Genomic DNA, 24,418 nt, shown 5'->3' with positions numbered 1-24,418 from the left:
GTCCCCGTCCTTACAGCCGGCTCAGCGACGCGGCGGCGAACAGGACGTCCCTGATCGCCTCGCGGTCGCCGTCCTGCCCCGCCGCGGCCTCCTGCGGCGGCACGTGGCCGGCGAGCAGCTGGCAGAACTCGACGCCGTCCATCGCGACCTGGGCCACCGCCCGCTCGGCGGTGCCGAGGGCGGCCGGGGAGTCCAGGGCGATGTACCAGTGGCCGCCGCCCGTGCCCTCGATCTCCAGGTGCAGCGAACGGCCCGCCGCGCCCCCCGCGACCAGGTGCCGCGGCGGGGACGCGAGTCCCGCGCGCCGGCGGTGGGCCAGGGCGGCCGGCAGCAGCCGGGCGGCCAGGTCGATCATGGCGTGCAGATGGGCGCCGCCGGGCGGGGCGTACGGGTAGTCCACCGCGTTCGCGAGGTCGTCGGCGTGCACCCAGCACTCGAAGGCCCGCTCGAGCAGGGCGTCGCGCAGCGGCAGGGCGAAGTCCCCGTACGGCACGGTCAGGTCGGCGACACCGTTGCCGGCGAAGGAGGCGGTGCGCACCAGGGTGTGGCTCTGCTCGCGCCAGGGCGTACGGATGTCGCGGGAGGGCGGGTGGTGCCCGCTCGCCCAGTACGCCTCGGTGCGCGCGGTCGGCGAGGCCCCGGCGGTACGGGCGAGCTCGCCGAGCGGGTCGTCGAGGCCCAGGGCGCGGGCGACGAGGCCGTCCACGGCGAGGAGATGGCCGATGACCCCGGCGACGGTGGTGCGGCGGCTGTGCTGCCGCTCGCCCTCGAACCACTTCAGCCGTACCGGGGCGTGCCACTCGGAGTCCCCGATGTCGCGGAGCAGCGCGTCGAGCCGCGCGGTCTCGGCGTCGTACGAGGTCGCCCAGTCGGGCACGGGGATCCGGGCGGGCCGCCGCCCGAGACAGTTCTCGAGCACGCGGGACCGCAGCATCGGATCGAGGTCCAGGTCCCGGTCCTCGTGCAGCAGCCCCACCGCGTCCCGCAGCCGCAACGCCTCGTCCGCGCAGTCCGCACACTCGGTCAGATGCGCCTCGACGGCCTGTGTCTCCTCCCCGGAACAGGCGGCGAGCGCCCACGCCCCGAGCAGCGACTTGAGATGCCGGTGGGGCAGGACGAGGGACGGCGGGGCCGCCTCCGGCGCGGTGAAGGCGGGGGCGCCCGCGGACCCGGCCGGGTCCGCGGGCGCACCGGACTCGACGGGCACGCCGGGCCCGACCGGCTCGACGGACTCGGCGGGTACGCCGGGCTCGACGGGCACGCCGTACGCGATCGGCGCGTCGGACTCCGGTTCGGCCGGTACGCCGGACTCGACGGGCGCGTCGCCCTCGCCGCCGTCGCCGGGCCTGGTGGGCGGTCCGAAGCGCGCGGGATCCCAGGCCGTGGCCGGGGCGCCCAGGGCCTCGGGCTCCGGCTGTTCCGGTTCCTCACCGTCCGCCGCGGCCGGTGGGCGGGTGAGGTCCGCGTGGTCGTCCGCCGAGCGTCTCGGGCCCGGTATGCGGGGGAAGCGGGGGGCGTGGTCCGGTTCCTCCGGGGTGTCGTCGGGGTGGCTCACAGGGCACGTCCGTAGCCCGGCGGCGCGGAGCCCGTGTGGGCGGTGGACAGCAGCTGGAGGCCCAGGCGCAGGCGGCGGCGGGCCTCCTCCTCCGTCACGCCCAGGTCCGCCGCCGTCTGGCGGTAGTCGCGGCGGCGCCGGTACGCGAGGTCCAGCGCGGCACGCAGCGGCGCGGGCATGGACAGCGCGATGTAGTCGGCGCGGGCCGCCACCGACGCGCGGTGCACCTTCTGCTCCAGCTCCTCCGCCGTGCCCGCGCCGGCCTCCGTCTCGCGCAGCCGCTGCACCGCCTGCCGGCGGGTCAGGTGCGCGAGCCAGGCGCGCAGACTGCCCTGCTTCGGGTCGTACGCGTCGGGGTGCTCCCAGACGTGGCCGAACACCTCGCGGGTCACCCGGTCCGCCGCCGCGTCGTCGTCGAGCACCCGGTGCGCGAGGTTGTGGACGAGGGAGGCGTAGCGGTCGTACAGCTCACCGAGCGCCGCCGCCTCCCCGCGGGCCAGTCGCTGCTGCATCCGGCGGTCCCGGCGCGGTGGCGTGTCCTTCGCCATACGAACCCCTCCCGGCTGCCCTCCCGACCCGACTGCAACTCGACAGTAGTGCGCCGTGCCGACCTGCACCTCCCTTTGCGCCAAGAGCGCACCGGCCCGGTGAGGGGATGGTAGGAAAAGCGTCACACTCGGGTGAACGGGTTTCGACTGCGCCGAACGGGGCAGCGGGAGGGGACGGGAAGGGCATCCTCCGCTTGCCTTCGCCTCCGGAAAGGTTCGCACCGTGACGCTCAGAGTCGACGTGCACGAGCAGAACTCCTGGACCGTGCTGCGGATCAGCGGCGAACTCGACCTGGCCACCTCGCCGGTGATCCGCCGCAGGGTCCACGACGCGGTCGCCATAGGCCGGCACGACGTGGTCCTCGATCTGTCCGCCGTGCGGTTCTGCGATTCCAGCGGGGTCGGCGTGCTCATCGCCTCCCGCCGCCTCATGCACTCCTGCCGCGGCCGCCTGCGCCTGATCCTGCCCGCGCAGGGCGCGCCGGCCGGCTCCCACGTGAACCGGGTGCTCGCCGCCCTCGGCGTGCGCCGGCTGTTCGACGTCTTCGAGGACGTCACCGCCGCGACCTGCGACCAGGCCCAGCCACTGTCCGCATAGGGCCCGCGCGGTCCCCGTACGGCGTGTCCGCATCGTGGGAGGACGAGGTCCGTGTCGTCGGCCCCCTCGGCAGCGCGGCCCTCGGCGACGTACCCTCCGCACCATGGACTCCACGGACGCCGACGCGCTGTACCGCCGCCGCCTCGCCAACCGTTTCCGTGCCTTCGACCAGGACGGCGACGGCACCATCTCCCGTGAGGACTTCACGACCGCCGCGAAACGCGTCCTCGCCGCGTTCGACGTGCCGTTCCGCTCGGACAAGGGCCAGGCGCTGTGGAGCGGCGCCGAGGCGTTCTGGCAGGGCATGGCGGGGATCGCCGATGTCGACGGCGACCAGAAGGTCAGCCACGACGAGTTCGTCGGCGGCGCCGCCAAGCGGCTGCACGACCACCCGGAGCGGTTCGCCGAGATCGCCCGGCCGTTCCTGCACGCGCTGCTCGCCGTCGCCGACACGGACGGCGACGGCCGCGCCGAGACCAAGGACGTGGAGAAGGCCCTGCTGGTCCTCGGCGTGGAGCCGCACATGGCCGCGCTGAGCGCCGAGTCCCTCGACACGGACCGCTCGGGCACGGTCGAGGAGGAGGAGGCGATCACCGCCTTCGCCCGGTACTTCATGACCAACTAGCCGCCCGCCGCAGCTCGCGCGTCACGCGCCGTACCGCTCCCTGAGCTTGTACTTCAGCACCTTCCGCAGCGTCTCGTTGCGCGGCAGGGCCTCGACCACCTCCAGCTGCTCCGGCAGCTTGTGGACCGACAGTCCCGCGCCGCGCAGGAAGCCCGCGAGCTCCGGGAGGGTCAGCGGCGGCGTGCCCGCCGGCTGTTCCACGACCGCGCACACCCGTTCGCCGCGCTCCGCGTCCGGCAGGCCGATCACGGCGGCGTCGCCGACCGACGGATGGGTGTGCAGCAGGTCCTCGATCTCCTTGGCCGAGATGTTCTCGCCCTTGCGGATGATGATGTCCTTGATCCGGCCGGTGAGGACGAGGTGTCCGCCCTCCGTGACGTGCCCGACGTCCCCGGTCCGCAGGAAGCCGTCCTCGTCGAACGCGGCCGCTGTCTGCTCCGCGTCGAGGTACCCCCGGCACACGGCCTCGCCGCGCAGCCGCACCTCGCCGTCCCCGGCGATGCGTATCTCCATGCCGGCCGGCGGGCGGCCCTCCGTCGTCGCCAGGTTCTCCGCCGTGTCCTCCGGATCGCCCATGGTGATCATCGGGACCTCGGTCATGCCGTAGCCGTGGGTGAGCTGGCAGCCCAGCTCGCGGACCACGGCGTGATAGATCTCCGGCGGCTTCGGCGCGCCGCCGCCGGCCAGGAGGCGCAGCGTCGGGATGACCTTCTCGCCGGGCTGCCGGCGCTGCTCGGTGAGGAACATCGAGTAGAAGGCCGTGGAGCCGCCCGCCACGGTGACGCCGTGTCTGCGGTACTCCTCCAGGGCGTCCGGCAGCTGGAACTGTTCGAACATCACCGCCGGGAATCCGTACAGCAGCAGCATCACTGTGTAGTCGGGGCCGGCGATGTGCGCGTACGGGAACGCCATCGAGCCCACGTCGTCCGGGGTGAGCCGCAGCGCGTGGGCGAGGCAGGAGCCGCCGGCGATCAGCGAACGGTCGGTGTGCAGCACGCCCTTGGGATCGGAGGTGGTGCCGGAGGTCCAGTAGATCCAGCGGACGTCCTCCCCGGACGAGGGCGGGGCGGGGAGCACGGACGGATCCCCGTCGGGGAGGGCGTCGTACACCTCGAAGACCCCGCGGGCGCCGAGCCGCCGGGCCATCTCCGTGTGGTCGTGGCCGCGCCAGACGCCCGGTACGGCGAAGTGCTCGGCCCGCGACTCGCGCAGCGCGAAACCGACCTCGCGGTCCCGGTAGAAGGGGATCACCGGGGACTGCACGGCCCCGAGCCGGGCCAGCGCGAAGGAGAGCAGCGCGGTCTCGATCCGGGTGGGCAGCTGCCAGGCGACGACCGTGCCGGGGCGCACGCCCCGGTCGTACAACCCGGCGGCCACCCGCTCCGCGCGGTCCCGTAGTTCGCCGAAGGCGAGGGTGCGGTCGCCCTGGAGGAGGACCGGGCGGTCGGGGGTGAGTGCGGCGCGGCGCTCGACGAGTTCCCAGAGCGTGCGGGACTCGCCGAGGGCGTGGGCGGTGTCGGTCACGGTCACGGCGGCTCCCTCGGACTGCGGGCGGGCTGACGGATGTTCCCCGGCGGCTGCGTCTGACGTTGCGTCAGATCGTGCGGAGAGCGTAGGGCCCTGCTCCTTGTCGGTCCAGGGGTGCGGGGCTAGCCTGCGTTCTGACGGGTCATCAGATAAGGGTGGACTACGTACGTGCCACGGAGGCGTCCCATGACCGAACTGCCCCGGATCGTCAGCGTCGACGACCACGTGATCGAACCGGCCCATCTCTTCGAGACCTGGCTCCCCGCCAAGTACCGGGACCGCGGGCCCCGGCCGCTCACCGCCGGCATCGGCGAGCTCGCCTACGTCGGCGGGAAGTACCAGATCACGATGGACCCCGACGGCCCGCCCACCGACTGGTGGATCTACGAGGACCTCAAGTTCCCGTACAAGCGGAACATCGCCGCCGTCGGCTTCGACCGCGACGAGATGACGCTGGAGGGCATCACCCGCGAGGAGATGCGGCGCGGCTGCTGGGACCCCAAGGCCCGGCTCGCGGACATGGACCTCAACCACGTCGAGGCGTCGCTCTGCTTCCCGACCTTCCCGCGCTTCTGCGGCCAGACCTTCGCCGAGGCCAAGGACAAGGAGGTCGCGCTCGCCTGCGTCCGGGCCTACAACGACTGGATGGTGGAGGAGTGGTGCGGCGACAGCGGCGGCCGGCTGATCCCGCTCTGCCTCATCCCGCTGTGGGACGTCGACCTGGCGGTGGCCGAGATCCGGCGCAACGCGGCCCGTGGCGTCCGGGCGGTGACGTTCTCCGAGATCCCCACGTACCTCGGCCTCCCGTCCATCCACTCCGGCTACTGGGACCCGTTCTTCGCGGTCTGCCAGGAGACGGGGACGGTGGTCAACATGCACATCGGGTCGTCGAGCCAGATGCCGGCGGCGTCTCCGGACGCGCCTCCGGCCGTGCAGGCGTCGCTGAGCTTCAACAACGCGATGGCGTCGATGATGGACTTCCTGTTCAGCGGGGTGCTCGTGAAGTTCCCGCGGCTCAAGCTCGCGTACAGCGAGGGCCAGATGGGGTGGATCCCGTACGCCCTCGAGCGCGCCGACGACGTGTGGGAGGAGCACCGGGCCTGGGGCGGGGTCAGGGACCTGATCCCCGAGCCGCCGTCCACGTACTACTACCGGCAGATCTTCTGCTGCTTCTTCCGCGACAAGCACGGCATCGCCTCGCTCGACGTCGTCGGCCGCGACAACGCCACCTTCGAGACCGACTACCCGCACGTCGACTCGACCTTCCCGCACACCAAGGAGGTCGCCCTCGACCACGTGAAGGGCCTCGACGACGAGACGGTGTACAAGCTGATGCGCGGCAACGCGATCCGGATGCTGGGCCTGGACCTCGTCTGATGGACCTCGCGTACACGGACGAGGAGGAGGCGTTCCGGGCCCGGCTGCGGGAGTGGCTGGCGAAGGTGCTGCCCACGCTGCCGGAGCGGCCCGACCCGCTGGACTGGCCGGGACGGCGGGCGTACGACTGCGGCTGGCAGCGGCGGCTGTACGACGCCGGGTACGGGGAGGTCCACTGGGACGCGTCCCCGACCCGCCGGCTGATCTTCCTGGAGGAGACCGAGCGGGCCGGAGCGCCGTACGTCGGCGCGAACTTCGTCGGGCTGCTGCACGCCGGGCCGACGATCGCCGCCGAGGGCACGCCGGAGCAGCGCAAGCGCTGGCTGGAGCCGGTGCTGCGGGGCGACGAGGTGTGGTGCCAGGGCTTCAGCGAGCCGGACGCCGGCTCGGACCTCGCGGCGCTGCGGACCCGGGCGGTACGGGACGGCGACGCGTACGTGGTGACCGGCTCCAAGATCTGGACCTCGCACGCGGAGGTCGCCGACTGGTGCGAACTCCTCGTGCGGACCGACCCGGACGCGCCGAAGCACCGCGGGATCACATGGCTCGCCATGCCGATGTCGAGCCCCGGGATCACGGTGCGACCGCTGCGGACGCTCGCCGGGTCCACCGAGTTCGCGGAGATGTTCCTCGACGAGGTCCGGGTGCCGGTCGGCAACCGGGTCGGGGACGAGAACGACGGCTGGCGGGTCACGATGGTGACCCTGTCGTTCGAGCGCGGCACGGCGTTCGTCGGCGAGGTCGTCGCCTGCCGACGGGTGCTCGGCGAACTGGCGCGCGCGGCGCGGGAGAACGGGACCTGGGACGACCCGGTGATCCGGCGCCGGCTCGGGCGGCTCGGCGCGGAGTTCGGCGCGCTGTGGCGGCTCACCCAGTGGAACGTCAGCGAGGCGGAGGCCGGCGGCGCGGGCGGGGTGCCGGGGGTCGGCGGCTCCGTCTTCAAACTGCGGTACTCGCACGCGCGCCAGGAGCTGTACGACGCCGCCGCGGCGGTCCTCGGGCCGGACGCGCTCGACCTGGGGCGGGAGTGGAACCTGGACCGGCTGTCCTCGCTGTCGTACACCATCGCGGCGGGCACGTCGCAGATCCAGCGGAACATCGTCGCCGAGCGGATCCTCGGCCTGCCGAAGGGGCGGTGAGCCGGCCATGGACTTCCGGCTGACGGAGGATCAGAAGGCGCTGCGAGCGGGCGTGCGGGAGCTGTTGGCCCGGCGGTTCGACCTGCGACGCGCCGTGGACGCGGGGCCGGTGCTCGACCGTGCGCTGTGGCGGGAGCTGGGCGAGGCGGGGTTCTTCGCGCTGCGGGTTCCGGAGGAGCGGGGCGGGGTGGGGCTGGGGGCGCCGGAGGCGGTGCTCGTCTTCGAGGAGGCGGGGCGGGTGTTGCTGCCGGGGCCGTTGATCGCCACGCATCTGGCGGCGGAGGTTGTGCCGGGGGCGGCGGAGGGGGAGGCCGTGGTGACCTCGGTGGACGGGGGGTTGGTGGAGTGGCTGGACGAGGCGGAGGTGGTGATGGGGGACGTGGAGGGCGCCGTACCGGTGCGGTCGGTCGACCCGCTCACGCCCTTGCACAGGGTGCCGTCGCGGGCGCCGGGCGCCGGCGGTGAACTCGCCTCGCTGCTCTCCGCCGCCGAGCAGCTCGGGAGTGCTGCTGCCGTCACCGGCACGGCCGTCGGCCATGCCCGTACCCGTTCCCAGTTCGGGCAGGTCATCGGGGCGTTCCAGGCTGTGAAGCATCTCTGCGCGGGGATGCTCGTGCGGGTCGAGGTGGCGCGGGCGGCTGTGTACGGCGCTGCGGTGACGCTCGACCCCGTCGAGGTCGCCGGGGCGAAGCTGCTCGCCGACGAGGCGGCCGTGCAGTGCGCGCGGGACTGCCTGCAGGTGCACGGCGGCATGGGGTTCACCTGGGAGGCGGACGTGCACCTGCACCTGAAGCGGGCCTGGGTGCGGGCCGAGCGGTGGCCGACCGAGGCGGTCGCCGAGGAGACGGTCGCGGCCGCGTTGTGACCCGGAGCGCCCCGTGCGCTCACGGAGCGTCGATATCGGGTTGTGTCCTTCACCGGGGCCGTCACGGCCCGGAGTCGGGGCCCTGCTCCGGTACGCTCCGTGGGATGCGAGTGGTTCTCAGCCCGGTACCCGCCGGTGTCGCCCCAGCGGCGGCATCGCTCCCGGGAATGCCCGCCGCTCGCGGCCCGTGGAGGCGTTCTGCGCCCTCCTGTTCGACTCCCCGCAGCGTGCGTCGCACAGTATGCACCACGCGTACTCCTTCGCGCTGGAATATGCCCGAAGCGCTTGTTGCGGTGACTGTACGTCAACCATGCTGTCTCACAAGGGAATCACGTTCCGTGATGACCGGTTTGTCAGTGAGGCGCGAGGCGATGTGTCCGCCGGTTCGGATGGTGTGAGCGGTGCAGGTGCTTCAGGTTCAGTTGGAGGTCGGGCCGGACCCGGCTGAGGTGGGACGCGCCCGGCGTTGGGCCCGTTCGAGGCTCGCCGGTTCGGGCATAGGGGATGACGAGCCGCTGGCCGAGACGCTGGTGCTGCTCATCTCCGAACTCGTGACGAACGCCGTGGTGCACACGGGCTGCCCGGCCGTGCTGCGGATGCTGTTCGGGGCGGGCGTGCCCGAGGCCGGGACGGTACGGGTGGAGGTCGCCGACGCGAGCGACTGCCCGCCGCGGCCCCGGCACGCCGGCGGCGAGGAGACCAACGGGCGCGGCCTGGAGCTGGTCGACGGGCTCGCCGACAGGTGGGGCTGGCAGCCCGAGGGGCGCGGCAAGCGGATCTGGTGCGAGGTCGACCGCAGTGGGTACGAGAAGGCCGCGCCCGGCTTCGAGGCGCACGGTTTCGAGGCTCCCGGTGTCATCACGTATCACGCGTAACGGGTAAATCCTCCGCAACCCGTTGACGGTTCGTGCCCGAGTGATCACCCTGGGGTGAGCGATTCGTCGCGAGGGGACGACGAGGGACGGGCTGCCTGTGTGCGGCCGCCCTCGACGAGTGCGGGTCGTGGCGGGGTGGCGGCCGCGATGCCGTGCTCGGGGCGCGCGTGTGCGCGCCGCCACCCGGAAGCCCGTGTGCGGGCTCAGTGGATCGCGACCGGTGCGACCAGACCTCCCGTGCCGCCGACGAACGGCTCGGGTGTCGCGGAGAGCAGGAACGCGTACTTCCGCTCCTGTGCACAGGCTGTGGACAACTTTTCCAGATTCCAGTTCTGGCCCTGCAGCATCCCCATCTCGACCAGGTCCAGGGCGTGGACCGGAAGCCACAGGTTCTCGATCTCCGGCGGGAAGATCTCGAAGGTGAGGGTGTCGTTCGCGACCGCGGCGACGTCGTGGGCGTGGAACCACTCCGGGGTGCGGACCGAGAGTCCGGGGGACGGGAACGCGTACCCGTGCCTGTCCCCGGCGAGGTACGCCTGGATCTGCCCGGTCCGGACGAGCACCAGGTCGCCGGCCCCGACCGTGACCCCGCCGAACTCGGCGGCCTCGTCCAGGTCCTCCGGGGTCACCGCGTGGTCGCCGGGCAGCCGGTCGAGGCCCTTCGCGGCGGCCACGTCGAGCAGTACGCCGCGGCCGACGACGTGCCGCACGGTGTGGATGCCGCTGAACTCGGCGCGGCCGTGCGGGGTGATGGTGGCGGCGGGGCGGCCGTTGTAGAGGCGGCCGGAGTGCGAGGCGTGGGTGAGCGCGTCCCAGTGGGTGCCGGCCTGCAGACCGAGGGTCGCCGCGTCGTCGCTGGTTGCCACCGTGCCCGGGCCGAAGAGTTCCTGGTTCACCTGCACCATCACATGCAGCGGATTGACGCGGCCGGGGATCATGCCCGTCTGCACGCCGTCCTGCTTCAGGTCCAGGGCGAGGGGGACGCGCAGTCCGGAGCGCACGGTGCGGGCGGCCGCCCGCACGGACTCGTCGGTGATCAGGTTGAGCGTGCCGATCTCGTCGTCCTGCCCCCAGCGGCCCCAGTTGTTGACGCGCTTGGCGATCTCGTGGAACTCGGCGGGGAGGGCGTCGGGGTGGGACATCGGGCCTCCGGGGTCTTGTTTTCCGGTATCTGACGGGCCATAGAATCCAGAGGGCGAATCTAACGGACCGTCAGAAACCTCGGGAAGGGGCCGGTCGTGGGGAACTTCTTGGCAGGCAAGGTCGTCGCCGTCACCGGAGCGGGACGCGGTATCGGCCGCGCGGTCGCCCTGGCGTGCGCGGCGGAGGGCGCGAAGGTTGTCGTCAACGACTACGGGGTGTCGATCGAGGGCGGCGAGCCCACGTCGGAGGTCGCGTCGGCCGTCGCGAAGGAGATCGAGGCGGCGGGCGGCGCGGCGGTCGCGGTCGCCGACGACATCTCGACGATGGCGGGCGGACAGCGGGTCGTGGACACCGCGCTCGCGGAGTTCGGGCGGATCGACGGGGTCGTGTGCGTGGCGGGCATCCTGCGGGAGCGGATGCTCTTCAACATGTCGGAGGAGGAGTGGGACCCGGTGGTCGCCACCCATCTGAAGGGCACGTTCACGCTGTTCCGGGCGGCGTCGGCGGTCATGCGGAAGCAGGGCGCCGGGACGCTGATCGGCTTCACCAGCGGCAACCACCAGGGGTCCGTGGCGCAGGCCAACTACTCGGCGGCGAAGGGCGGGATCATCTCGCTGGTCCGCAGCGCGGCGCTCGGTCTGCACAAGTACGGGGTCACGGCCAACGCGGTCGCGCCGGTGGCGCGGACGCGGATGTCCGCGAACGTGCCGATGGAGCTGAAGGAGATCGGCGAGCCGGAGGACGTGGCGGCGCTCGTCGTCTACCTGCTGTCGGACCGGGCGAAGCAGGAGAGGATCACCGGCCAGGTCTACACGATCGCCGGCCCCAAGATCGCGGTCTGGGCCCAGCCGAGGGAACTGCGGGCCGGCTACGCGGAGTCCGGCGCATGGACCCCGGAACGCATCGCGGACTTCCTGCCGGGCACGGTGGGGACGGACCCGATGCCGATGCTGACGATGCTCGAGGAAATGGCCCGAGCGGCGGCCGACGGCTCCCGCCCGAACGCCTAGCGGCCGGCGGGGAGGCTGACGTGGACTTCGAGTTCGGGGTCGAGGACGAGGCGTTTCGTCACGAGGCGCGCGAGTGGCTGGCGGCGCATCCCGCGCCGGGCGGTGACCCGCGGGGCTGGGAGCGGGAGCTCGGTGCGGCGGGGTGGATCGGGCTCGGGTGGGGGGACGCCTCGTACGGGAGTCGTCGCGCCAGCCTGACCCAGCAGGTCGTGTGGGGCGAGGAGTACGCGCGGGCCGGCGCGCCGGCCCGGCTCGGGCACATCGGGGAGAACCTGCTCGCGCCGACGCTCCTCGCGCACGGCACGCCCGAGCAGTGCGCGCGGTTCCTGCCGGGCATCGCGCGGGGCGGGACGCTGTGGTGCCAGGGGTACTCCGAGCCCGGCGCCGGATCCGACCTCGCCGGGGTGCGGACCAGAGCCGTGCGCGACGGGGGCGACCGGTACCGGATCAGCGGGCAGAAGATCTGGACCTCGCTCGCCCGCGACGCCGACTGGTGCTTCGTGCTCGCGCGGACCGAGGAGGGGTCCCGCCGGCATCGCGGGCTGTCGTTCCTCCTCGTGCCCATGGACCAGCCCGGCCGCATCGACGTCCGGCCCATCCGGCAGATGTCCGGGACCAGCGAGTTCAACGAGGTGTACTTCGACGGGGCCGTCGCCCACGCCCGGGACCTCGTCGGGGGCGAGGGCGACGGCTGGCGGGTCGCCATGGCGCTGCTCGCGCTGGAGCGGGGCGTGTCGACGCTCGTCCAGCAGATCGGGTTCGCCGCCGAGTTGGAGCAGGTCGTCCGCACCGCCGTCGACCGCCACGCCCACCGCGACCCCGTCCTCGCCGACCGGCTCGTCTCCCAGTGGGCCGCCCTGCGCGTCATGCGGTGGAACGCGCTGCGCACCCTCGGCCGTACCGACGACCCCGGCGCGCCCAGCGTCGCCAAGCTGCTGTGGGCCGGCTGGCACCGCCGGCTCGGGGAGCTGGCCATGGCCGTACGGGGCGCCGAGGCGACCGGCGGGCCCGGGCCGTGGACGGACGCGTACGAACTCGACGACCAGCAGCGGATGTTCCTCTTCAGCCGGGCCGACACGATCTACGGCGGCTCCGACGAGATCCAGCGCACCATCATCGCCGAGCGCGTGCTCGGCCTGCCGAGGGAAGCGAAGAAGGAGGAGAGCCGATGAGAGGCGTCGTGTTCGACGGCACGCAGGCCCAGGTGGTCGACGATCTCGAGATACGCGAGCCCGGCCCCGGCGAGGTCCTCGTCGCCGTCGCCGCCGCGGGGCTGTGCCACAGCGACCTGTCCGTGATCGACGGGACCATCCCGTTCCCCGCGCCCGTGGTCCTCGGCCACGAGGGCGCCGGCGTCGTCGAGGCCGTCGGCGCGGGCGTCGGGCACGTCGCGCCCGGGGACCACGTCGCCCTGTCCACCCTCGCGAGCTGCGGGGCCTGCGCGGACTGCGACCGGGGGAGGCCCACGATGTGCCGCAAGGCCATCGGGCGCCCCGGGCAGCCGTTCTCCCGCAACGGCGAACCGCTGTTCCAGTTCGCCTCCAACTCGGCCTTCGCCGAGCGGACCATCGTCAGGGCCGTGCAGGCCGTGAAGATCCCGGACAGCATCCCCCTGACCTCCGCCGCCCTGATGGGCTGCGGCGTCCTCACCGGGGTCGGCGCCGTCCTCAACCGGGCCAGGGTCGACCGCGGCGACACCGTCGTCGTCATCGGCACCGGCGGCATCGGCCTCAACGTCCTCCAGGGCGCGCGGATCGCCGCCGCCTCCACGATCGTCGCCGTGGACACCAACCCGGCCAAGGAGGAGGTCGCCCGGCAGTTCGGCGCCACGCACTTCCTGCCCTCCGCCGACGCCGTACGGGACGTGCTGCCGACCGGCGCCGACCACGTCTTCGAGTGCGTCGGCCACACCGGGCTCGTCCGGCAGGCGATCGACCTGCTCGACCGGCACGGCCAGGCGATCCTGCTCGGCATGACCGCACCGACCGCCGAGGCGAGCTTCGCACCCGCCGCGATGTTCCTCGACAAGTCGATCCTGGGCTGCCGGTACGGCTCCTCCCGCCCGCAGCGCGACCTCGCCCTGTACGCCGAGCTGTACCTCCAGGGCCGGCTGCTGCTCGACGAACTCGTCACCGAGACCTACCCCGTGGAGGACTTCGCCAAGGCCGCCGACGACGCCCACCAGGGCCGGGTCGCCCGCGGGGTGCTCACCTTCTGACGGTTTCCGACGGAGTGCGGCCCGGCGGGCGCCGGGAGAGACTGGTGAGGTAGCGCGGCCGGGGACGGGACCGAGCGAGCCCTTTCCGGGGGTTCGGGTCGGATCGAGGAGTTCCCCATGGACATCACGGCACTGGACACGCTGCGCGAGGCGGTACGCGGCCCGGTCCTCGCACCGCACGACGAGGGCTACGACGCGGCCCGCGCGATCTACAACGCGATGGTGGACAAACGTCCCGCCGCGATCGTGCGGGCTGCGGACGTCGCCGACGTCCAGGCGACCGTGCGGTTCGCCCGGGACACCGGCATCCCGTTCGGCGTCCTCGGCGGCGGGCACAGCGGGGCCGGGCTCGGTCTGATCGACGGCGGCCTGACCCTCGACCTGTCCGGCGGGCTGCGCTGGGTGCACGTCGACCCCGCGGACACCACCGCCCTGGTAGGCGGCGGCGCGCAGCTCGGCGACCTCGACCACGCGGCGCACGGCTTCGGGCTCGGCGTCCCGGCCGGGATCATGTCGACCACCGGCGTCGGCGGCCTGACCCTCGGCGGCGGCCACGGCCACCTGACCCGCGCGTACGGGCTGACCGTCGACAGCCTGGCCGCCGCGCGCCTCGTCCTCGCCGACGGCACGTACGTGACGGCCTCGCCGGACGAGCACTCCGAGCTGTTCTGGGCGCTGCGCGGCGGCGGAGGGAACTTCGGCGTGGTCACGTCCTTCACCTTCCGGCTCCACCCGGTGGACACGGTCGGGCTCGGCGTGACGGTGTGGGAGCCGGAGAAGATCGGGGACGTGCTGCGCTGGTACCGGGAGTTCCTGCCCGCCGCGCCGCGCGAGCTCAACGGCTTCTTCGCCACCCTCGCCATCGCTCCCGAGCCGCCGTTCCCGGAAGAGCTGTGGGGACGGAAGATGTGCGGCGTGGTGTGGTGCTACACCGGCCCGAAGCCTGACGAGGACACGCTGACCGACGTGTTCGCCGCGGTGAACGAGGCCGGCCCGCCGGCCTTCCACCTCGCGACCCCGATCCCGTACCCGGCGCTGCAGTCGATGTTCGACCACCTGATCCCGAAGGGGCTCCAGTGGTACTGGCGCGGGGACTTCTTCGACCGGATCACCGACGAGTCCGTCGACGTGCACGCCAGGTACCTGGACGCCATGCCCACCGAGCTGTCGACGATGCATCTGTACCCGGTCGACGCCGCCGCGCACGACGTCGGCGCGGACGACACGGCCTGGGCTTACCGCGACGCGGTCTGGTCCGGGGTGATCGGCGGGATCGGCGAGACACCGGCCGACGCCGAGCCGATCAGGCAGTGGTGCGTCGACTACTGGGACGCGCTGCACCCGCAGTCGATGGGCGGCGCGTACGTGAACTTCATCGGCGCGGACGAGGGCCAGGAGCGGGTCCGAGCCACCTACCGGGACCACTACGACCGGCTGGCGAAGATCAAGGGCTCGTACGACCCGGACAACTTCTTCCGTGCGACGCAGGACATCCTGCCGTCGACGTAGTCACCGCGCGGAGGCGCCGTGACGTAGTCACCGCGCGGTGGCGCCGGTGCGGAAGGTGCGCCGGTACGCGGTCGGGGTGACGCCGATCGCGGTCTGCAGGTGCACCCGCAGCGACTGCGGGGTGCCGAAGCCGGCGTCCCGGGCGACCTGGTCGACCGGGAGGTCCGTGGACTCCAGCAGGTGGCGGGCCCGCTCGACGCGCTGCTGGGTCAGCCACTGGCCGGGGCTGACGCCGACCTCCTCGCGGAAGCGGCGGGTGAAGGTCCGCACGCTCATCGACTCACGCACGGCCAGGTCGCGCAGCTGGATCGGCTCGTGCAGGTGGGCCAGCGCCCAGGCGCGGGCGGAGGTGGTGGTCGAGGTGCCCGCCTCGGGGACGGGGCGGGCGATGTACTGGGCCTGGCCGCCGTCCCGGTGCGGCGGGACGACCGTGCGGCGGGCCACCTCGTTGGCGACGGCCGCGCCGTGGTCGCGGCGCACGATGTGCAGGCACAGGTCGAGGCCCGCGGCGACGCCGGCGGAGGTCAGGACGTCCCCGTCGTCGACGAACAGCACGTCCGCGTCGACCCTGACGGACGGGAACAGCCGCTGGAAGTGCGCGGCGGACGACCAGTGCGTGGTCGCCGGGCGGCCGTCGAGGTAGCCGGCGGCGGCCAGCACGTACCCGCCGGTGCAGATCGACACCAGGCGGGTACCGGGCCGGACGTGCGCGAAGGCCGCCTTCAGCTCGTCCGTCAGCCGGCCCTCCTCGTACACGGGACCGAGCTCGTACGAGGCGGGGACGACGATCGTGTCGGCGGTGGCCAGGACCTCGGGGCCGTGCCGGACGGAGATGGCGAAGTCGGCGTCGGTCTGGACCTCGCCGGCGACGGGGGCGCAGGTGACGATCTCGTACAGCATCCGGCCGGACGCGTCCTTGGCGCGGCCGAAGATGCGGTGCGGGATGCCGAGTTCGAAGGGGAGGAGGCCGTGGAGGGCGAGGACGGCGACGCGGTGCGGCGCGGTTCCGGGCTGCGGCATGGGGTTCCCTTCGGATGCTCCACGGAAGTCCACGTGGGCCTCCCCGTAAATCCCTGGTGGTCCAGACCACTCGACGTAGATCTCGGGCCCGTGACGGACAAGGACACGGGCACGTACGCGTACAAGTCTGCGGCAGCCGCACGCATTCCCCCGCCGTGAGCCGGTCCGTGGCTCGATGCATGGCCCGATGCATGGCCCGATCCGTGTGAAAGCTGGCAGTCGGGCCAGTGGTCGAAGGCCCGGGCGGCCGGGAAGCTCATGACGTGGCACAGACAAGCGAGACCCCGGCCCCGGCCCCGTCCCCGAACCCGACTCCGCCTCCGACCCCGGTACGCGCCGGCCGTATCCACCGGGCCTGGTTCGTCGCGGCGGTCGCGTTCGTCACGATCATCGGCGCGGCCGCGTTCCGCTCGCTGCCGGGTCTCCTGATCGACCCGCTGCACCAGGAGTTCGGCTGGTCGCGCGGGACGATCGGGCTCGCCGTGTCCGTCAACCTCGCGCTGTACGGGCTCACCGCGCCGTTCGCCGCCGCGCTGATGGACCGGTACGGCATCCGGAAGGTCGTCGCCGTCGCGCTCACGGTCATCGCCGTGGGCTCCGGGGTCACGGTGTGGATGACGGCGGCGTGGCAGCTGCTGCTCTGCTGGGGCCTGCTCGTCGGCCTCGGCACCGGCTCGATGGCGCTCGCCTTCGCCGCGACCGTCACCAACCGCTGGTTCACCGAGCGCCGGGGCCTGGTCACCGGCATCCTGACCGCCGCCTCGGCCTCCGGCCAGCTCATCTTCCTGCCGACACTGGCGTGGATCGTCGACGAGCACCACTGGCGGCCGGCCGCCGTCACGGTGGCGCTCGCCGCGCTCGCCGTCGTCCCGTTCGTCTGGCTGCTGCTGCGCGACCACCCGGCGGACGTGGGCCTCGCCCCGTACGGCGCGAAGCAGTTCGTGCCCAAGCCGCCGCCGGTGACGGGCGCGGCGCGCCGCACCGTCGCCGTGCTGTTCAAGGCGGCGAAGACCGGCCCGTTCTGGCTGCTCGCCGGGACCTTCGCGATCTGCGGGGCGTCGACGAACGGCCTGATCCAGACGCACTTCGTGCCCGCCGCGCACGACCACGGCATGCCGATCAGGGCCGCCGCCTCGCTGCTCGCGGTGATCGGCGTCTTCGACGTCATCGGCACGATCGCCTCCGGCTGGCTCACCGACCGCTTCGACGCGCGGCGGCTCCTTGCCGTGTACTACGCGCTGCGCGGCGTCTCGCTGCTGTTCCTGCCGCTGCTGCTCGCGCCGTCGGTGCACCCGCCGATGGTGTTCTTCATCGTGTTCTACGGCCTGGACTGGGTGGCGACCGTGCCGCCGACGATCGCGCTCTGCCGCGAGCACTACGGGGAGGACAGTGCGATCGTCTTCGGCTGGGTCCTCGCCTCGCACCAGGTCGGCGCGGCGGTCGTCGCCTTCGCGGGCGGCGTGGCGCGGGACGTCTTCGGCTCGTACGACGTGGTCTGGTACGCCTCGGGCGCGCTGTGCGCGGCGGCGGCGCTGATGGCGCTGGTGATCCGGCGGCGGGCGCAGGCCGGGGCGTAGGGGGACCCCGGTCCGCGCGTCCCCTCCCGCAGGGTGCATGATGCCTGCGGGAGGGGATTTGAATGCGTTCAGAAATGCGGATGATCCGGGTGCGGGAGCGGTACGGCGCGCTGCTGACGGCGTCGATGTCGGTGCTGCTCGTGGAGGCGGTGCTCGGCGGGATCGGGGTGGCGGTGTGGACCCAGACGTGGGAGAGCCCCGACCTGCAGTACAACCTCCTGAACCTGGCGCTCAGCCTGGTCCTCACGGCCGTGCTGGCGGTGGTCCTCGCGGTGGTGGGCGTGGTCGCGATCACGGTGGCGTCGGTCGCCCTCGTGATCCCGCTGGTGCAGCTGGCCGGGTGGCTCGGCCGGGCCTGGTGGTGGATCCCGGTGATCGCGGCCGCGGTGTCGTTTCCGCTGGTGCTCGGCGGGCTGCTGCTGCAGAACGCGGACTTCTGGTGGGCGTTCGTGCTGTGGCTCGCGGCCGCGGCGGGGTGGGCGGTCGCGTCGCTGGTCGTACGGCGCCTGCTGCTGCCGGACCGGCCGCGGATCGGCGGCGGCGTGATGTTCGGGTGGGTGGCGCTGTACGGGACGCTCGCGGTCGTGACCGCCAGCGTGCTGGCGGGCGTGGGGCTGTGGGCCGGGCTCGCGTACGAGCCGCCTCGGATCAGCGCGGAGCGCCTCGCCGGCACGTGGAGCGACGGCGAGGGCGGCACGCTGGTCCTCGGGAAGGACGGCCGGGCGACGGCGACCGGCATGAACATGTACGACTTCTACGGGGCGATCGAGGAGTGCACCGGCACGGGGAGCTGGTCGTACGCACCGGGCGAGGGCGTCTGGGACCAGGGCGTCGGGGTGACGGTGAAGGGCTGCGACGACGGGTTCTTCTGGACCTTCTACGGCACGGAGGAACACCCGAAGCTCTTCGCCTTCATCGGCGACCCCGACTCCCAGGAGCTGTACCGGCTCGAACGCCGCGGCTAGGGCGCCTCGCCCGGGCGGTCGGCGGCGGCCGTGGCGAGCACGGCGGACGTGCCGGTGACGGTGCCGGCGGGGCCGGCGTCGGTGGTCTCGACGAGGACGGTGCGCTCGCCGAGATACGCGTACGTGGTCCGGTCGAAGATCCACTGCTTCTGCTCGCCGCGGGCGGTACGGGCGACGGTGACGCCCGGCCGCCCGGCGGCGTCCTCGGCCGACCCGGCGACGGTCACGCCCGGGATGAGCGCGGCGGCCCGGTAGAGCGCGGCGGACACCTGCGGCGGGGCGGCCGTCTCGGCGAGCAGCTCCCCGATGGCCTCGAAGGCCCGCTGGTCGGGGTCCTGCCCCTGGCCGCGGGTCTGCTCACGGACGAGGGCGAGCAGGGCGGCCGGGTCGGTGGGGAGGGCGGTGACGAAGACGTGGGAGGGGCTGGAGACGGAGGGCGCGTCGTCCCCGACGGCCGTGACAGTGGAATCGGCCGCCCCCGCCTCCCGGACGAGCCCGTCCCGGCTCCCGTCGGCCGACAGCCACACCTCGCGGCTCCGCACGGGCGACAGTGTGAGCGGTCCGCCGTCGGCGCTCTGCCCGGCGTACGCGACCCTGCTCCGCACGTACACGAACTGCCCGGGCCGGACGGCGGTCGCGGTACGGGAGGCGGCGGCCAGCGCGATGCGGTCGAGGAGCGGCGCGGCGGAGTCCGACCGCACGGCGGCGGGCGGCCGTTCGACCCCGTACACGACGACTCCGGCGACGGCCAGCGCACAGGCGACGGCAGGCACGAGCACCCGCCGCCGCACGCGCCGCGGCGCGGGCTGTGCGTCGCGCAGGAGGGCCTGCCGCAGGACCAGCGCCCGCTCCCGAGGCAGCTCGGGCACGGCGGGCGGCGGCAGCAGCGCGGCGAGCTCTTGTACGTCGGCCTCTTCGGCGGCGGGGCGGGGGACGGCGGCGTTCATCGGCGGGTCTCCAGGGGGCGCGGGGCGGGCGAGGGGGCGGGGGCGACGTGGCCGACGGCTGCGCCGGTCGGCCCGCCGGCGCGGGTGCCGGCGCTCACCCGGCGGGCTTCGCCGCCGGGTTCCGGAGCGGAGTCCGTCCGGGCATCGGCCCGGCGGGTCCTGCCGGGAGCCGCGGCGAGGCCGCGGGGTTCGGCTGCTCGGCGAGGTGGGCCGGCGGGGGCGGCTTGCGGGATTCGGTGCGGTGCGGTGCCGGGTACGGCGGGGGGCACTGCACGCACGTCGTCTTCCGAGGCGGCGGGGTTTGCCGCAGGCCGGACGGGGCTCCTGCGGGGCTTTGTCGCTTCCTCTGCCGCCAGTTCGCGGAGGCGGGTGCGGGCTCGGGAGAGGCGGGAGCGGACGGTGCCGACCGGGACGCCCAGGGCCTCCGCGGCGGCGGCGTAGTCGAGGCCGGCCCAGACGACCAGGGTGAAGACCTCGCGGTCACGCCGCCGCAGACGGGCGAGGGCCGCCTGCGCGGCGCGCAGTTCCTCCGTGTCCGCCAGCCGCGCGACCAGGTCGTCAGCGAAGTCCGGTACCGAGTCGCGCTCCGGCAGCCGGGCCAGGGCGAGTTCGCGGAGCCGGCGCGTCCGGGCGTTGCGGCGCATGACGTTCGTCGCGATGCCGAGCAGCCACGGGCGCAGCCCGTCACCGTCCGGCCGGAGCTTCTCCCGGCTCCGCCACGCCTCCAGGAACGTCGCTGAGACGACGTCCTCCGCCTCCGCCCAGTTCCCCGTCACGCGCAGGGCGTACCGGTGGAGCACCTGGGCGTGCTCGTCGTACAGCTCGGCCAGGGCGTCCGGGTCGCCGCGGCGGAAGCGATTCCTCATGACTGTTTCCACACCCCGCACTGCCGCCCGCGTTGCCCCGGTTCCGGTGACGTGCGTCACGGGAACCCCGCGCCCCCACGGCAGTGCCCGGCGACGTACCGCGTCACGCCCGGCCGTGGCACGTACGACGTCTCGTACGCGCCCGAGGGCGGGCCGCCGCGAGAACGTCGACGGGAGTGCGTCCCGGGCGCACCACGACCGTGCATCTCACCCGCTGAAGCGCCCGAACCGGCCCCGGTGGAACAGCAGCGGCGCGCCGTCGTCCTCCGCCCCCAGCGCCTCGACCGCGCCGACGACGATCAGATGGTCGCCGCCGGTGTGCACCGCGCGGATCGTGCAGTCGACCCACGCGGGGACCCCGGCCAGCCGGGGCGAGCCCGTCACGGGGGCGGGGGCGTGCGCGACGCCCGCGAACTTGTCCGCGCCGCTCACCGCGAACGCCCGGCACAGTTCGCCCTGCTCCGCGCCGAGCACGTTCACGCAGAACGTGCCGGCGCGGGCGATCCGCGGCCAGGTCGTCGACGTCCGCGCGACCATGAACACGACGAGCGGTGGGTCGAGGGAGAGCGAGGCGAAGGACTGGCAGGCGAAGCCCGCCAGCCCGTCCTCGTCCCGCGCCGCGACGATCGTCACGCCGCTCGCGAAGTGACCGAGGACGCGACGGAACTCGCCCGGGTCGACGGGCGCGCGTTCGTCGTCGCGTACGGCCCGCAGTTCGGGGCGGGGGCCCGCAGGGTGGTGCACCGGCGTCCCGACGCCCGCCGGGGCGCCGGCCGATCTGAGGTATCGGACGGCGGTGGCCGCCATCCCGGCATGTCCCATCACGTCATCCATTGAAGCTGACGGTTCGTCAGATGAGAAGGGGTGGGTCCGACGTCTGCGTACAGTGGCCGCATGTTCGTCAAAGTCTGCGGTCTCCGCACCGAGCAGGACGTCGACGCCGCCGTGGCGGCGGGCGCCGACGCCGTCGGGTTCGTCTTCGCCGAGAGCGTCCGCCGCATCGACGCGGAGACGGCGCGCCGGCTCGCCGCGCGCGTACCGGAGTCCGTCCTGACCGTCGGCGTCTTCCGCGACCAGCCGCTGGACGAGGTGCGCGCGGCCGTGGAGGCGACCGGCGTGCGCGCCGTCCAGCTGCACGGGCACGAGGACCTGGCCTACTTCGAGGCCGTCCGCGGCTTCCTGCCGCCCGGCCGGACCCTGATCCGCGCCGCCTCCGTACGCGGGCAGGCCCCCGCGTACGGGGAGCGCCGCGAGGACGTGCTGCTGCTCGACGCCCCGGTGCCGGGCGCCGGCGAGACCTGGGACCTCACCGGTACCCGGCTGCCCGCACCGGACGTCCGCTGGCTCCTGGCCGGCGGCCTCACCCCGGCGAACGTCGGCGCCGCGATCCGCACCGCCCGCCCCTGGGGTGTGGACGTGTCGAGCGGGATCGAGGCGAGCCGCGGGGTGAAGGACCCGGAGTTGATCCGGGCGTTCCTGAAGGCGGCGCGTGAGGAAGGGGTGGAGAGGGGGTAGGAGACGCGGTCCGGGTACCTGAATCCGCCCCTCCGCATGGAGAGTTGAACTACCCTTCCCGCCGTGGATCAGTTGACCGGCGAGGACCCCACTCACATCGGCGCCTACCGCCTCATCGCCCGCCTGGGCGCGGGCGGCATGGGCCTGGTCTATCTCGGCCGCTCCGAGGGCGGCCGCACGGTGGCCGTGAAGGTCGTCCAGGCCGAGCACGCCGGCCACCCCGAGTTCCGCCGCCGCTTCGCCCGCGAGGTCGCGGCCGCGCGGCGGGTCGGCGGCGACTGGACGGCGGCCGTGCTCGACGCGGACCCCGAGGCCGCGGTGCCGTGGGTGGCGACCCAGTACATCCCCGGCCCCGACCTGACGACGGTCGTCGCCGAGGACTACGGGCCGCTGCCCGAGCACTCCGTCCGCACCCTCGCGAACCGCCTCGCCCTGGCCCTGCGGGCCGTGCACACGGCCGGTCTGATCCACCGCGACCTCAAGCCGTCGAACGTCCTGGTCACCGTCGACGGCCCGCGGGTCATCGACTTCGGCATCGCGCGGGCGATGGACAGCCTTACCGGGGACAGCCTGCACACCCGCACCGGCATGCTGATCGGCTCACCGGGCTTCATGTCCCCGGAACAGGTCCGCGGCCTCGAACTCACCCCGGCGAGCGACGTGTTCTGCCTGGGTGCGGTGCTCGTGTACGCGGCCACCGGGCGGCTCCTCTTCGGCGCGACCGACACCGGCCTGAACGCCCACCTGTTCCGGATCGCGGAGGAGGAGCCGGACCTGACCGGCGTACCGGAATCGCTGCTGCCGCTCGTCCGCGAGTGCCTGCAGAAGGACCCGGCGCTGCGGCCCACCCCGGAGCAGATCGCCGAACGCACGGCGGCGGACGGGACGGAGGAGTGGCTGCCGGGGTCGGTGCTCGCCCAACTCGGGCGCCGCGCGGCACAGTTGCTGGACTACGCGCCGACGGAGCCCGCGGCGGATCCGAGGGCCGGACTGGTCAAGGCCGCCGCCCCGGCGCCTGCACCTGCGCCTGCTCCGATGCCGCCGCCGCCCGCGTACGCTCCGACGACCCCGGCGCACCACGTACCGCCCCAGGGCTTCGGCCCGCCCCAGCCGTACCCGTACCCGTACGTCCCGGCGGGGCCGAATCCCAAGCGGTGGCTGGGCCTCGGGGTCGCCGTACTGGCCCAGCTCGCCGTGCTGTTCACGGCGTCGGCCTTCGCCGTGACGATCGCCCAGGTCCAGCACGACCTGGGGCTGCACTCCGCGGTCCTCGGGTCGCTCGTCGGCATGTACGCGCTCGGCACCGCGGGCGCGCTGCTGCTCGGCGGACACCTCGCGGACGCCTTCGGCGCCCGGCGGACGCTGGCCGTCGGACTGGTCGGCTTCATGGTCGCGGGCGTCGTGGGCGGCCTGGCGCCGTCCGAGGACGTGCTGTCCTGGGGCCGCCTCCTGCAGGGTGTCTTCGCCGGGCTCGCGCTGTCGGCCGGGCTGTCCCTGGTGACCGGCGGCTTCACCGATCCGGGTGAGCGGCGGCGGGCATTCGGGGTCTGGGCGGCGGTCGTCGTCGGCGGCTCGGTGGTCGCGGCGCCGGTCTGCGGCCTGCTCGTCGAGAACCTCAGCTGGCGACTGGCCGGGTACGCGGGCTTCCCGCTCGCCGTCGCCGCCCTGGTCGGCGCGCTCCGGCTGCCGGCCGGCGGCCCGGGCACGGGCCGGCGCTTCGACGTGGCGGGCACGCTGCTCGGCACGGTGGGCATGTCGGCGCTCGTCTTCGGCCTGAGCCACGAGGGAATCAGCGGCGGGTCGGGCTCGTGGGCGTCCCCGTTGACGCTGGTGACGTGCATCGGCGGTCTGCTGCTGCTGGGGGTCTACGTGGCCCGGCGGGCGGGGACGGAGCAGGGGGCGGGCGCTCCGCACCCCTTCGGGCCCGCGGCCCGCGGTGGCGGGCTCGTCGCCCTGCTGCTCGCGGCCGGCGGTGTCCTGTCGCTGTTCTGGACCGTGAACTACTACCTGTACGCGGGCAGCGGCCACCCGCCGCTCGTGGCCGGACTGCTCCAACTGCCCCTGGCCGTCGGCGCCGCCCTCGGCGCCCTCGCGCTGGCCCCGAAGCTGACCCGGCGGTCCGGCCCGCAGGCGGTGGTCACGGCGGGCCTGCTGATCGCGGCGGCCGGCGTGGCGCTGCTGACGTGGCTCGAAGCCGAGAGCGGGTACGGCTTCGCCCTGGCCGCCCTGATCCTCACCGGCCTCGGCGCCGGACTCGCCCTCGCCCCGCTCCTCGAAACGGTGACGGCCGACGCGACCCCGCTCCACGCGGGCGGCGCGGCGGCGGCCGCGCTCGCGGCCCAGCAGGTGGGCGAGGCGGCGGCCGGCTCAGCCCTGCCCGCCCTCCTCGACGCCGTCGACCGCGCGAACCCGATGGAGGCGTACGCCGCGGTGAACTGGGCGGGCGCGGGGGCACTGCTGCTGGCGGCGCTGATCGCGGGTACGACGATCAGGGGCGGGGCGGCGGACCGTACGGGCTGAGGGCCGCCCCCGCCCCCCT

Annotated in this window: 22 protein-coding genes; 14 read left to right on the top strand and 8 right to left on the bottom strand. The window is 73.8% G+C overall.

Annotation, left to right across the window (positions count from 1 at the left end; translation table 11 throughout):
- Window positions 1-10: 10 nt before the first annotated feature.
- Entirely contained in the window at window positions 11-1,555 is a 1,545-nt protein-coding gene (locus tag ABZO31_RS14185; protein ID WP_406861542.1) for a zf-HC2 domain-containing protein, read from the bottom strand.
- Window positions 1,552-2,103 (bottom strand): sigma-70 family RNA polymerase sigma factor, encoded by a 552-nt coding sequence (locus tag ABZO31_RS14180; protein ID WP_406861541.1) that lies wholly within the window; start codon window positions 2,101-2,103, stop codon window positions 1,552-1,554. The genes ABZO31_RS14185 and ABZO31_RS14180 overlap by 4 nt, the downstream gene beginning before the upstream one ends.
- Before the next feature lie 223 nt (window positions 2,104-2,326).
- On the opposite strand from ABZO31_RS14180, the gene ABZO31_RS14175 reads away from it, so the two are divergent.
- The gene (locus ABZO31_RS14175) at window positions 2,327-2,701 is read left to right on the top strand and encodes an STAS domain-containing protein (RefSeq protein ID WP_406861540.1); all 375 of its coding nucleotides are present in this window, start codon (window positions 2,327-2,329) and stop codon (window positions 2,699-2,701) included.
- A 103-nt stretch (window positions 2,702-2,804) separates the two neighbouring features.
- On the top strand, window positions 2,805-3,326 hold the full coding sequence (locus tag ABZO31_RS14170) for an EF-hand domain-containing protein (protein ID WP_406861539.1): 522 nt from the start codon (window positions 2,805-2,807) through the stop codon (window positions 3,324-3,326).
- 21 nt (window positions 3,327-3,347) lie between these two features.
- Here ABZO31_RS14170 and ABZO31_RS14165 read toward each other — a convergent pair whose 3' ends face one another.
- Window positions 3,348-4,850 carry a class I adenylate-forming enzyme family protein gene (locus ABZO31_RS14165; RefSeq protein ID WP_406865354.1) on the bottom strand — a complete coding sequence of 501 codons (1,503 nt, stop codon included), beginning with the start codon at window positions 4,848-4,850 and terminating at the stop codon, window positions 3,348-3,350.
- 189 nt (window positions 4,851-5,039) lie between these two features.
- Between ABZO31_RS14165 and ABZO31_RS14160 the strand changes: the two genes are divergently transcribed.
- The 4 genes from ABZO31_RS14160 (at window position 5,040) to ABZO31_RS14145 (ending at window position 9,109) form a co-directional block, all read left to right on the top strand.
- On the top strand, window positions 5,040-6,230 hold the full coding sequence (locus ABZO31_RS14160) for an amidohydrolase family protein (protein ID WP_406861538.1): 1,191 nt from the start codon (window positions 5,040-5,042) through the stop codon (window positions 6,228-6,230).
- Entirely contained in the window at window positions 6,230-7,369 is a 1,140-nt protein-coding gene (locus ABZO31_RS14155; protein ID WP_406861537.1) for an acyl-CoA dehydrogenase family protein, read from the top strand. Before ABZO31_RS14160 ends, ABZO31_RS14155 begins: the two co-directional genes overlap by 1 nt.
- 7 nt (window positions 7,370-7,376) lie before the next feature.
- The gene (locus ABZO31_RS14150) at window positions 7,377-8,234 is read left to right on the top strand and encodes an acyl-CoA dehydrogenase family protein (protein ID WP_406861536.1); all 858 of its coding nucleotides are present in this window, start codon (window positions 7,377-7,379) and stop codon (window positions 8,232-8,234) included.
- Window positions 8,235-8,635: 401 nt separating this feature from the next.
- Window positions 8,636-9,109: an ATP-binding protein gene (locus tag ABZO31_RS14145; RefSeq protein ID WP_406861535.1), complete on the top strand. Its 474-nt coding sequence runs from the start codon at window positions 8,636-8,638 to the stop codon at window positions 9,107-9,109.
- 203 nt (window positions 9,110-9,312) lie between these two features.
- Here ABZO31_RS14145 and ABZO31_RS14140 read toward each other — a convergent pair whose 3' ends face one another.
- Complete coding sequence (locus tag ABZO31_RS14140; RefSeq protein WP_406861534.1) at window positions 9,313-10,251, bottom strand: cyclase family protein; 939 nt, start codon at window positions 10,249-10,251, stop codon at window positions 9,313-9,315.
- 96 nt (window positions 10,252-10,347) lie between these two features.
- On the opposite strand from ABZO31_RS14140, the gene ABZO31_RS14135 reads away from it, so the two are divergent.
- From ABZO31_RS14135 to ABZO31_RS14120, 4 genes are all read left to right on the top strand, one after another.
- Complete coding sequence (locus ABZO31_RS14135; protein ID WP_406861533.1) at window positions 10,348-11,262, top strand: SDR family oxidoreductase; 915 nt, start codon at window positions 10,348-10,350, stop codon at window positions 11,260-11,262.
- Between the two features lie 20 nt (window positions 11,263-11,282).
- Window positions 11,283-12,434 (top strand): acyl-CoA dehydrogenase family protein, encoded by a 1,152-nt coding sequence (locus ABZO31_RS14130; protein WP_406861532.1) that lies wholly within the window; start codon window positions 11,283-11,285, stop codon window positions 12,432-12,434.
- On the top strand, window positions 12,431-13,480 hold the full coding sequence (locus tag ABZO31_RS14125; RefSeq protein WP_406861531.1) for a Zn-dependent alcohol dehydrogenase: 1,050 nt from the start codon (window positions 12,431-12,433) through the stop codon (window positions 13,478-13,480). The genes ABZO31_RS14130 and ABZO31_RS14125 overlap by 4 nt, the downstream gene beginning before the upstream one ends.
- A 117-nt stretch (window positions 13,481-13,597) precedes the next feature.
- On the top strand, window positions 13,598-14,989 hold the full coding sequence (locus ABZO31_RS14120; RefSeq protein WP_406861530.1) for an FAD-binding oxidoreductase: 1,392 nt from the start codon (window positions 13,598-13,600) through the stop codon (window positions 14,987-14,989).
- Between the two features lie 27 nt (window positions 14,990-15,016).
- Here ABZO31_RS14120 and ABZO31_RS14115 read toward each other — a convergent pair whose 3' ends face one another.
- Window positions 15,017-16,009, bottom strand: coding sequence for a GlxA family transcriptional regulator (locus ABZO31_RS14115; RefSeq protein ID WP_406861529.1), 993 nt, complete (start codon window positions 16,007-16,009; stop codon window positions 15,017-15,019).
- Window positions 16,010-16,272: 263 nt separating this feature from the next.
- On the opposite strand from ABZO31_RS14115, the gene ABZO31_RS14110 reads away from it, so the two are divergent.
- Window positions 16,273-17,586, top strand: a complete 1,314-nt coding sequence (locus tag ABZO31_RS14110) for an MFS transporter (protein WP_406861528.1) — start codon at window positions 16,273-16,275, stop codon at window positions 17,584-17,586.
- Window positions 17,587-17,648: 62 nt separating this feature from the next.
- The gene (locus ABZO31_RS14105) at window positions 17,649-18,551 is read left to right on the top strand and encodes a hypothetical protein (RefSeq protein ID WP_406861527.1); all 903 of its coding nucleotides are present in this window, start codon (window positions 17,649-17,651) and stop codon (window positions 18,549-18,551) included.
- Here ABZO31_RS14105 and ABZO31_RS14100 read toward each other — a convergent pair.
- From ABZO31_RS14100 to ABZO31_RS14090, 3 genes are all read right to left on the bottom strand, one after another.
- On the bottom strand, window positions 18,548-19,498 hold the full coding sequence (locus tag ABZO31_RS14100; protein WP_406861526.1) for a CU044_5270 family protein: 951 nt from the start codon (window positions 19,496-19,498) through the stop codon (window positions 18,548-18,550). The two genes, ABZO31_RS14105 and ABZO31_RS14100, sit on opposite strands and share 4 nt — an antisense overlap.
- Entirely contained in the window at window positions 19,495-20,364 is an 870-nt protein-coding gene (locus ABZO31_RS14095; RefSeq protein WP_406861525.1) for an RNA polymerase sigma factor, read from the bottom strand. Before ABZO31_RS14095 ends, ABZO31_RS14100 begins: the two co-directional genes overlap by 4 nt.
- Before the next feature lie 207 nt (window positions 20,365-20,571).
- A complete protein-coding gene (locus ABZO31_RS14090) occupies window positions 20,572-21,171 on the bottom strand; it encodes a flavin reductase family protein (RefSeq protein WP_406865353.1) in 600 nt (199 codons plus the stop codon).
- A gap of 87 nt (window positions 21,172-21,258) precedes the next feature.
- Here ABZO31_RS14090 and ABZO31_RS14085 point away from each other — a divergent pair, with 87 nt between their 5' ends.
- Together ABZO31_RS14085 and ABZO31_RS14080 are read left to right on the top strand one after the other, a co-directional pair.
- Window positions 21,259-21,879: a phosphoribosylanthranilate isomerase gene (locus tag ABZO31_RS14085; protein ID WP_406861524.1), complete on the top strand. Its 621-nt coding sequence runs from the start codon at window positions 21,259-21,261 to the stop codon at window positions 21,877-21,879.
- A gap of 63 nt (window positions 21,880-21,942) precedes the next feature.
- Complete coding sequence (locus ABZO31_RS14080) at window positions 21,943-24,399, top strand: bifunctional serine/threonine protein kinase/MFS transporter (RefSeq protein ID WP_406861523.1); 2,457 nt, start codon at window positions 21,943-21,945, stop codon at window positions 24,397-24,399.
- Window positions 24,400-24,418: the final 19 nt, after the last annotated feature.

The organism is Streptomyces solicamelliae (genome assembly GCF_045348655.1).
In the GTDB taxonomy this organism is placed as follows: domain Bacteria; phylum Actinomycetota; class Actinomycetes; order Streptomycetales; family Streptomycetaceae; genus Streptomyces; species Streptomyces solicamelliae.
The sequence above is the reverse complement of the archived record's forward strand: the minus strand, read 5'-3'. Positions and strand labels throughout refer to the sequence as shown.